The organism is Neisseria sp. P0008.S010 (assembly GCF_051962715.1).
GTDB lineage: Bacteria > Pseudomonadota > Gammaproteobacteria > Burkholderiales > Neisseriaceae > Neisseria > Neisseria elongata.
Genome location: NZ_JBQCVA010000141.1, coordinates 1 through 512, shown reverse-complemented (window position 1 = coordinate 512; position 512 = coordinate 1). Strand labels below are relative to the sequence as shown.

1 rRNA gene is annotated in these 512 nt (G+C 53.9%); it reads left to right on the top strand.

The window, feature by feature from the left end:
• Positions 1-512, top strand: a 16S ribosomal RNA gene (locus ACTHSL_RS12905); the annotation flags it as partial.

The following is a 512-nucleotide window of genomic DNA, read 5'->3' as shown; positions in this document are numbered from 1 at the left end:
GTCAGATGTGTATAAGAGACAGCCTACGGGTGGCAGCAGTGGGGAATTTTGGACAATGGGCGCAAGCCTGATCCAGCCATGCCGCGTGCGGGAAGAAGGCCTTCGGGTTGTAAACCGCTTTTGTCAGGGAAGAAACGCTCTGGGCTAATACCCCGGGGTAATGACGGTACCTGAAGAATAAGCACCGGCTAACTACGTGCCAGCAGCCGCGGTAATACGTAGGGTGCAAGCGTTAATCGGAATTACTGGGCGTAAAGCGTGCGCAGGCGGTTATATAAGACAGATGTGAAATCCCCGGGCTCAACCTGGGACCTGCATTTGTGACTGTATAGCTAGAGTACGGTAGAGGGGGATGGAATTCCGCGTGTAGCAGTGAAATGCGTAGATATGCGGAGGAACACCGATGGCGAAGGCAATCCCCTGGGCCTGCACTGACGCTCATGCACGAAAGCGTGGGGAGCAAACAGGATTAGATACCCTTGTAGTCCTGTCTCTTATACACATCTCCGAGC